The organism is Streptomyces albidus (ex Kaewkla and Franco 2022), assembly GCF_013870515.1.
Lineage (GTDB): Bacteria > Actinomycetota > Actinomycetes > Streptomycetales > Streptomycetaceae > Streptomyces > Streptomyces albidus.
In genome coordinates this window covers 1-7531 of sequence record NZ_JACBXA010000265.1, presented here as the reverse complement: position 1 = coordinate 7531, position 7531 = coordinate 1, and the positions used below count along the sequence as shown (strand labels likewise).

Annotated in this window: 8 protein-coding genes; 4 read left to right on the top strand and 4 right to left on the bottom strand. The window is 71.2% G+C overall.

Features of this window, described 5'->3' with window-relative positions:
- From H5J26_RS26100 to H5J26_RS26085, 4 genes are all read right to left on the bottom strand, one after another.
- On the bottom strand, nucleotides 1-1613 hold a 1613-nt coding region (locus H5J26_RS26100; protein WP_181768425.1), incomplete at its 3' end, for a heavy metal translocating P-type ATPase.
- Between the two features lie 138 nt (nucleotides 1614-1751).
- Nucleotides 1752-1970 (bottom strand): heavy-metal-associated domain-containing protein, encoded by a 219-nt coding sequence (locus tag H5J26_RS26095; RefSeq protein ID WP_181768424.1) that lies wholly within the window; start codon nucleotides 1968-1970, stop codon nucleotides 1752-1754.
- A 194-nt stretch (nucleotides 1971-2164) separates the two neighbouring features.
- Nucleotides 2165-2359, bottom strand: coding sequence for a helix-turn-helix transcriptional regulator (locus H5J26_RS26090; RefSeq protein WP_181768423.1), 195 nt, complete (start codon nucleotides 2357-2359; stop codon nucleotides 2165-2167).
- 259 nt (nucleotides 2360-2618) lie between these two features.
- Nucleotides 2619-3530, bottom strand: a complete 912-nt coding sequence (locus H5J26_RS26085; RefSeq protein ID WP_181768422.1) for a sugar phosphate isomerase/epimerase family protein — start codon at nucleotides 3528-3530, stop codon at nucleotides 2619-2621.
- Nucleotides 3531-3814: 284 nt separating this feature from the next.
- Between H5J26_RS26085 and iolC the strand changes: the two genes are divergently transcribed.
- From iolC to H5J26_RS26065, 4 genes are all read left to right on the top strand, one after another.
- Complete coding sequence (iolC, locus tag H5J26_RS26080; protein ID WP_181768421.1) at nucleotides 3815-4837, top strand: 5-dehydro-2-deoxygluconokinase; 1023 nt, start codon at nucleotides 3815-3817, stop codon at nucleotides 4835-4837.
- 88 nt (nucleotides 4838-4925) lie between these two features.
- Nucleotides 4926-5807: a Cgl0159 family (beta/alpha)8-fold protein gene (locus tag H5J26_RS26075; protein ID WP_181768420.1), complete on the top strand. Its 882-nt coding sequence runs from the start codon at nucleotides 4926-4928 to the stop codon at nucleotides 5805-5807.
- Nucleotides 5808-5937: 130 nt separating this feature from the next.
- Nucleotides 5938-6870: a 5-deoxy-glucuronate isomerase gene (gene iolB / locus H5J26_RS26070; protein ID WP_181768419.1), complete on the top strand. Its 933-nt coding sequence runs from the start codon at nucleotides 5938-5940 to the stop codon at nucleotides 6868-6870.
- Nucleotides 6867-7531 (top strand): thiamine pyrophosphate-binding protein (locus tag H5J26_RS26065; RefSeq protein ID WP_309238073.1); only part of this gene is annotated, 665 nt, incomplete at its 3' end. The genes iolB and H5J26_RS26065, both read left to right, overlap by 4 nt.

Sequence of the window (7531 nt, the reverse complement as noted above, 5' to 3'; positions counted from 1 at the left end):
TCGAAGTGCTCCGGCGTCGGCAGTGGCGCGCCCGTCTCCGAACGCTCCCTCGCGCCCCGTGCGACCGCGCGCGCGATGGGGTGCTCTGAGGCGTCCTCCAACGCGCCGGCGAGCCGCAGCAGTTCGGCGGGATCGACGCCCTCGCCGGGGACGACGTCCTGGAGTTCCATCCGTCCCGTCGTCACGGTGCCGGTCTTGTCCAGCACGACGGTGTCCACCCGGCGCGTCGACTCCAGCACCTCGGGTCCCTTGATGAGGATGCCGAGTTGGGCGCCGCGTCCCGTGCCCACCATCAGGGCGGTCGGCGTGGCGAGCCCGAGCGCGCAGGGGCAGGCGATGATGAGGACCGCCACGGCGGCGGTGAAGGCGGCGGTCACGTTGCCGGTCGTCAGCAGCCAGCCTGCCAGGGTGCCCAGCGCGAGCAGCAGCACGACGGGCACGAACACCGCCGACACCCGGTCGGCGAGCCGCTGCACGGCTGCCTTGCCGCTCTGAGCCTCCTCCACCATCCGGGCCATGCGCGACAGTTGCGTGTCCGACCCGACCCGGGTGGCGGTGACGACCAGCCGGCCAGAGACGTTGACCGTCGCCCCTGTCACCGCGTCGCCCACGCTGACGTCGACCGGCACCGACTCTCCGGTCAGCATCGAGGCGTCGACGGCCGAACTTCCCTCCGCGACGGTGCCGTCGGTGGCCACCGTCTCCCCGGGGCGTACGACGAAGCGGTCGCCGACGGTCAGTTCGGAGACGGGGACGCGGGTCTCGGCGCCGTCCGGCCCCAGCACGGCCACGTCCTTCGCGCCGAGACGCATCAAGGCGCGCATCGCGGTGCCCGCCTTCCGCTTGGCCCTCTCCTCGAGATAGCGGCCCAGCAGGAGGAACGTCGTGACGCCCGCGACGACTTCGAGGTAGAGGGCGGAGGAGCCGCCCGCGGCGGCGGTGTCGAGCGTGAAGTCGAAGCCGTGCCGCATGCCCGGCATCCCCGCGTCCCCGAAGAAGAGCGCCCACAGCGACCAGCCGAAGGCCGACAGAGTGCCGACCGAGATCAGCGTGTCCATGGTCGCCGCACCGTGCCGAAGGTTCGTCCAGGTGGCGCGGTGGAAGGGGAGACCGCCCCAGACGACCACGGGGGCGGCCAGGGTGAGCGACAGCCACTGCCAGTTGTCGAACTGGAGGGGCGGCACCATGGCCAGCAGCACGACCGGCACGGACAGTACGAGCGTGACGAGGAACCGCTGCCACAGAGCGGCCAGTTCGGTGCCGCCCCCGTCGTCCGAGCTGCGCTCCGCGCCCGTGTCACCGCCCTCACCCTCGCGCCGCTCCGCCTGCTGCGGAGTCCGCGCCGGGGGAGGCGGCTGCTCGGCCGAGTAGCCGGTGCGCTCCACCGTGGCGATGAGGTCGCCGACGGAGACGGCGTCCGCGTAGGACACCTTCGCCTTGTGGGTCGCGTAGTTGACGCTCGCGGACACGCCGTCCATCCGGTTCAGCTTCTTCTCGATCCGGGCGGCGCACGAGGCGCAGGTCATTCCGCCGATGGACAGTTCCACCCGCTGGGCGCCCTCGGCCGCTTCCGCCGGCGGGGTCGGTGCTTCCTGTGCTGCGGTACTCGTCATCGTGGTGCTCCCGGGAGCGACAGCCTTGCTGGGTGGGTGTCGTTTGGGTGGATGCTGGAGGCGGGGCGCCCGGCAGGCGCCGCAGGCACGTGCACCTGTGAGCCGGGGCACGGCGCACGCCGTCGTGCGTTACGGGGGTCAGGCGCGACCCGTCAGCTCGAATCCGGCCTCGTCGACGGCGGCGCGAACGGCCTCGTCGTCGAGTTCGGCGCCGGAGGTGACGGCCACCTCGCCCGAGGCAGCGACCGCCTTGACCGAGGTGACGCCCTCGATCTCGGAGATCTCGCTGGAGACGGCGCCCTCACAGTGCCCGCAGCTCATGCCGCTGACCTTGTACGTGGTGGTGACGGTGCTCATCTGCGCTCCCTCTTCCCGTGATCCGTGGCTTGTCCAGTCCTCAACACTATACCCCCCCTAGGTATTCCCCGGTGGTTCCGGGCCGTCGTCCCGGACACGACCGAATATGACAGAGGCCCCGTCCGCCGCCCCCGGGTCTTCCGGGGAAACGGCGGACGGGGCCCGTAGGGAACGGCGTCCTGGAAGCGGCGCCGTCAGCGCCCTCCGCGGTGGCCGGGACGGCGGGCGACCCAGGCCCGAACGGTGTCCGCGTACCAGAACGGCCTGCCGCTCTCCACCAGATCGGGTGGCGGCAGCAGGCCGTGCTTGCGGTACGAGCGCACGGTGTCCGTCTGGACTCCGATGTGCGCGGCGATGTCCTTGTACGACCAGAGTCGTCGATCGGGCAACTCGGCACCTCCCACAGGGACCACAGAAGTGGCTGTTGATCATCAGCCTGTGCCCGGTGAACGACGCTGAGTGACCGACGGGGAGGGCCTGTTGAGGGTCTGTGACGTACCGCCCGGGTAATGGTGACGCTCGTGACAGGGTGCCGACCTCGACGAGGCGACCGGTCCGCCGGGAGGCGGGCGGGGCGTGCGTGTCGCGGCCGCGATCGGCCGGCCGCCGTGGAGGCGGCAGTTCAGCTTCCGTGGCCGCGAAGGCGGGTCATGCTCCGCAGCTGCGCAGGAAGTGGCGCGTGCGCTCGGCGATCGGCAAGGGCTGGTCCGGCGGGCAGGGGTACATGTCCTGCTCCACGATGGCGAAGAGGTCCACGCCCAGACCCTGTGCCGCGGTGAGCACCGGCTCCATCGCGGGGACGCCCAGGGGCGGTTCGCACATCACGCCCTGCCGTACGGCGGGCCCGAACGGCGTTCCCTTCTCCACGACGTCGGCGAGGATGCGGGGGTCGACCTGCTTGAGGTGCAGGTAGCCGATCCGCTCGCCGTAGGTCTCGATCAGCTTGACGCTGTCGCCGCCGCAGTAGGCGTAATGCCCCGTGTCCAGGCAGAGGTTGACCAGGTCGGAGTCTGTCGCGTCGAGGAAGCGCTCGACGTGCTCCTCGGTGTCGATGTGGGTGTCCGCGTGCGGGTGCACCATGATCCCGAGCCCGTACTTCTCGCGTACCTCACGGGCCAGGCGTTCGGTGCCGGTGGCGAGGTGACGCCACTGCTCCGGGGTCAGTTCGCGCGGTTCGATGAGTTCCGCCGTCTTGTCGTCACGCCAGAAGGACGGGATGACGACGAGGTTGTCGGCGCCCATCGCCTTTGTGAGAGCGGCTACTTGGCTCACGTGCTCCCAGGTGGAGTCCCATACGTCCGGGCCGCGGTGCAGGGAGGTGAAGACCGTCCCCGCCGAGACCTTGAGGTTGCGTGCGTCCACCTCGTCGGTGAGGCGCGCGGGGTCCGTGGGGAGGTAGCCGTAGGGGCCCAGCTCGATCCACTCGTAGCCGGCCTGTGCGACCTCGTCGAGGAAGCGCCGCCACGGCACCTGCTCGGGGTCCTCCGGGAACCAGACGCCCCAGGAGTCGGGCGCCGAGCCGACCCGGATGCGGTCGAGGGAAGGGGTCGCGGAACTCATGGAAAGGGCTCCTCGGGTGTACGTACGGGTGCGGGTGGCGGGGGAGGCCCGCAGGCGGAGCGGGCGCTCCCCGACGGGGGCGAGCCAAGTCGGTTTGCGGCGCCACTGTCAAGAGTTTGTTAGGACAACGTTTCATACTGACCTGTCCCCGCGGGCCCCTCGTCCGAGGTCACCGTAGTCCGTCACCGCGAGGACGTCAGTATGTAAGGACAAATCATTGACAGGCGTCGCCGCCAGCGCCGACGATGAGAAAGCCGACGGGGGAGACGAGGGAAGGGAGCACCATGGCAGCCACGGCTGAGCCGCACGACGTCATCACGATGGGCCGCATCGGCGTGGACATCTATCCGCTGCAGACAGGCGTGCCGCTGCCGCAGGTCGAGACGTTCGGGAAGTTCCTCGGCGGCTCCGCCACCAACGTCGCCGTCGCAGCCGCCCGGCTCGGGCACTCCAGCGCGGTGATCAGCCGCACGGGCGCGGACCCCTTCGGCGAGTACTGCCACCAGGCCCTGCGGGACTTCGGCGTTGACGACCGCTGGGTCACCCCCGTGAGCCGGTACCCCACGCCCGTCACCTTCTGCGAGATCTTCCCGCCCGACCACTTCCCGCTGTACTTCTACCGCGAGCCCAAGGCCCCCGACCTCGAACTGCGGCCGGAGGACCTGGACTTCGAGGCGATCGACGCAGCCGGCGTCTTCTGGGTCACCGGCACCGGCCTGTGCGCCGAGCCCAGCCGGACGGCCACGCTCACCGCGCTGGAAGCGCGCTCGGCGAGCAGCGAGACGGAAGCCGCCGCCCACCGCACCGCCACCGTCTTCGACATGGACTGGCGGCCCATGTTCTGGGGCAAGGAGCTCGCAGCCGGGGACGGGACGGCATCGGAGTCCGAGGTGATGGCCGAGGCGCGCCCGCACTACCGCCGGGCGCTGGCCCACGCCACCGTCGCCGTCGGCAACCTCGACGAGTGCGAGGTCGCCACCGGCACCCGCGAGCCGCAGGCCTGTGCCGAGGCCCTCCTGGACGCCGGTGTCGAACTCGCGGTCGTCAAGCAGGGCCCGAAAGGCGTGCTCGCCGTGCGCCGCGACGGCTCCCGCGTGGAGGTGCCGCCGCACCCCGTGGAGGTCGTCAACGGGCTCGGTGCGGGCGACTCCTTCGGAGGTTCGCTCTGCCACGGGCTGCTCGAAGGCTGGGACCTGGAGTACGTGATGCGGTACGCCAACGCAGCCGGTGCCCTCGTCGCCTCACGGCTCGCCTGCTCGACCGCGATGCCGACCGCCTCCGAGGTCGAGGACCTACTGAGGGGCTGACGCGGCCGCGGGGCTCGTCGTCCGGTCCGGAGGGCCGGTCCGCCACCGGCCCTCCGCCTCTCTCCTCCAGCCACGAAAGTGAGACTCCTTGAGCAGCATCAGCATCTGTGACCTCGTCGCCGTACGGGCACGGCACCCGGAGGCGATCGCGGAGGCTGCCGCCAGACGTGCCCGGCGCCCGCTCGTCGGCGAGAGCGGACGGCTGATGATCGTCGCCGCCGACCACCCCGCTCGCGGCGCCCTGGGTGTCGGTGACAGCAAGCTCGCCATGGCCAACCGCGGCGACCTGCTGGAACGGCTGATGCTCGCGCTGTCGCGGCCGGGCGTGGACGGAGTGCTGGCCAGCGCCGACATCCTGGAGGACCTGCTGCTCCTCGGGGCCCTGGAGAACAAGATCGTCATGGGGTCCATGAACCGTGGCGGCCTCGCCGGCGCGAGCTACGAACTGGACGACCGTTTCACCGGATACCGCGCGCAGGACATCGAGCGGCTGCGGTTCGACGCGGGCAAGGCCCTGCTGCGCATCGACTACGAGGACGCCGGCTCGCTCCAGACCCTGCACTCCACCGCACGCGCCGTCGACGAGATGGCCGCGCTGCGACTGCCCGTCTTCATAGAGCCGTTCATCTCCAGCCGTGTGGACGGGCAGGTGCGCAACGACCTGAGCGCCGAGGCGATCACCCGCTCCATCGCCATCGCCTCCGGCCTCGGCGGCACCTCCGCCTACAGCTGGCTGAAGCTTCCGGTGGCCGACGACCCCGACGACATGGCGTGGGTGTGCGAGACCTCGACGCTCCCCGTCGTGCTGCTGGGCGGGGAGACGAACGGCGACCAGGCGGGCGCGTACGACAAGTGGCGCAAGGCGCTTCGGATGCCCACGGTGCGCGGACTGGTCGTCGGGCGCTCCCTGCTCTACCCCGCGGACGGTGACGTGGCCGCCGCCGTGGACACCGCTGTCGGACTGCTGTGAGAGACGGGCCGGAAGGGCTGAACGGCACGGCCGGTGACCACGGGACGGCCGGGCGCCGGCGAGCTGAGGGGCCGCGAGGGCCTGAAGGGTCGGAAGAGCCGGAAGGGGCAAGGGTTCAAGGATGACGAAGATGACCGGCGGGACAGGCAAGGCCGAGACCGAACTGCATGTGCGGGCCGGGAGCACGGCCACCGGCCCGTACGCCCTGCACATCGATCCGGAACGTGCCGGCTGGGGCTACTCCTCGCTGCGCGTTCTGGAGCTGGAACCGGGCGGAACGCACGACTTCACCTCCGGGGAGAGCGAGTGGATCGTGCTCCCGCTGAGCGGCGGCTGCACCGTCGCCACCGAGGGGGAGACCTTCGAACTGCACGGCAGGGCAAGCGTCTTCGACGGTGTGAGCGACTTCGCGTACGTGCCGCGGGACGCCGAGGTGAGCGTCACCAGCGCCTCCGGAGGCCGCTTCGCACTCACGGGCGCGCGCTGCACGAGGCGGTTTCCCGCCCGCTACGGCCCGGCCTCCGGCGTCCCCGTCGAGCTGCGCGGCACGGGCAACTGCTCCCGGCAGGTCAACAACTTCGCCGCGGCGGGCGTCTTCGAGGCGGACCAGCTGATCGCCGTCGAGGTGCTGACGCCGGGCGGCAACTGGTCCTCGTACCCGCCGCACAAGCACGACGAGCACCGCCCCGAGGTCGAGAGCGAACTGGAGGAGATCTACTACTTCGAGATCGCCCCCCACCAGGCGCAGAGCGGCAGCATCCCGGGAATCGGGTATCAGCGGGTCTCCCCGTCCGGGCCGGGCAGCAGCACCGACGTGCTCGCCGAGGTGAGGGACGGCGACGCGGTGCTGATCCCGGACGGATGGCACGGCCCGTCCATGGCCGCGCCCGGTCACGACATGTACTACCTGAACGTGATGGCCGGTCCGGGTCTGGAGCGTGCGTGGCTTATCTGCGACCATCCAGATCATGCCTGGATCCGAGGCAGCTGGAAGCAGCAGCCTGTCGATCCAAGGCTTCCGCTCTACCACGCACCGACAGTGGAAGGGGATGTGGGCAAGTGAGCTCCGTACCACGGCCGAACGGCCAGGCGACGGCCCCGGCTTCGGCCCGGGCGACGCGTCGTCTGACCGTGGCGCAGGCGCTGGTGCGCTTCCTCGCCGCCCAGTACACCGAGCGCGACGGCCGGCGTCACCGCCTCGTCGACGCCTGCTGGGGCATCTTCGGCCACGGGAACGTCGCCGGCATCGGCCAGGCCCTGCTGGAGAGCGGCCAGGGCGACGACGCCCCGCTGCGCTACCTCCAGGGCCGCAACGAGCAGGCCATGGTGCACGCCGCCGTCGGCTACGCCCGGCAGCGCGACCGCCTCTCCGCCCACGCGGTGACCACCTCCATCGGCCCGGGCGCGACGAACCTCGTCACCGGCGCCGCCCTCGCCACCGTCAACCGGATCCCGGTGCTGCTGCTCCCCGGCGACACCTTCGCGACCCGCACGGCCGACCCCGTACTGCAGCAGCTCGAAGTGCCCTACGCGGGCGACGTCTCCGTGAACGACGCGCTGCGGCCCGTCTCGCGCTGGTTCGACCGCGTCCACCGTCCTGAGGCGTTGATCCCGGCCGCCCTCCAGGCCATGCGGGTCCTCGCCGACCCGGTCGAGACCGGAGCCGTCACCCTGGCGCTGCCGCAGGACGTGCAGGCCGAGGCCTACGACTGGCCCGAGGAGTT

Bases quoted from the DNA above. Each gene is read 5' to 3' on its own strand.
- iolC (WP_181768421.1), top strand. From the start codon at position 3,815: ATGGCAGCCACGGCTGAGCCGCACGACGTCATCACGATGGGCCGCATC.
- iolB (WP_181768419.1), top strand. From the start codon at position 5,938: ATGACCGGCGGGACAGGCAAGGCCGAGACCGAACTGCATGTGCGGGCC.
- H5J26_RS26095 (WP_181768424.1), bottom strand. From the start codon at position 1,970: ATGAGCACCGTCACCACCACGTACAAGGTCAGCGGCATGAGCTGCGGG.
- H5J26_RS26085 (WP_181768422.1), bottom strand. From the start codon at position 3,530: ATGAGTTCCGCGACCCCTTCCCTCGACCGCATCCGGGTCGGCTCGGCG.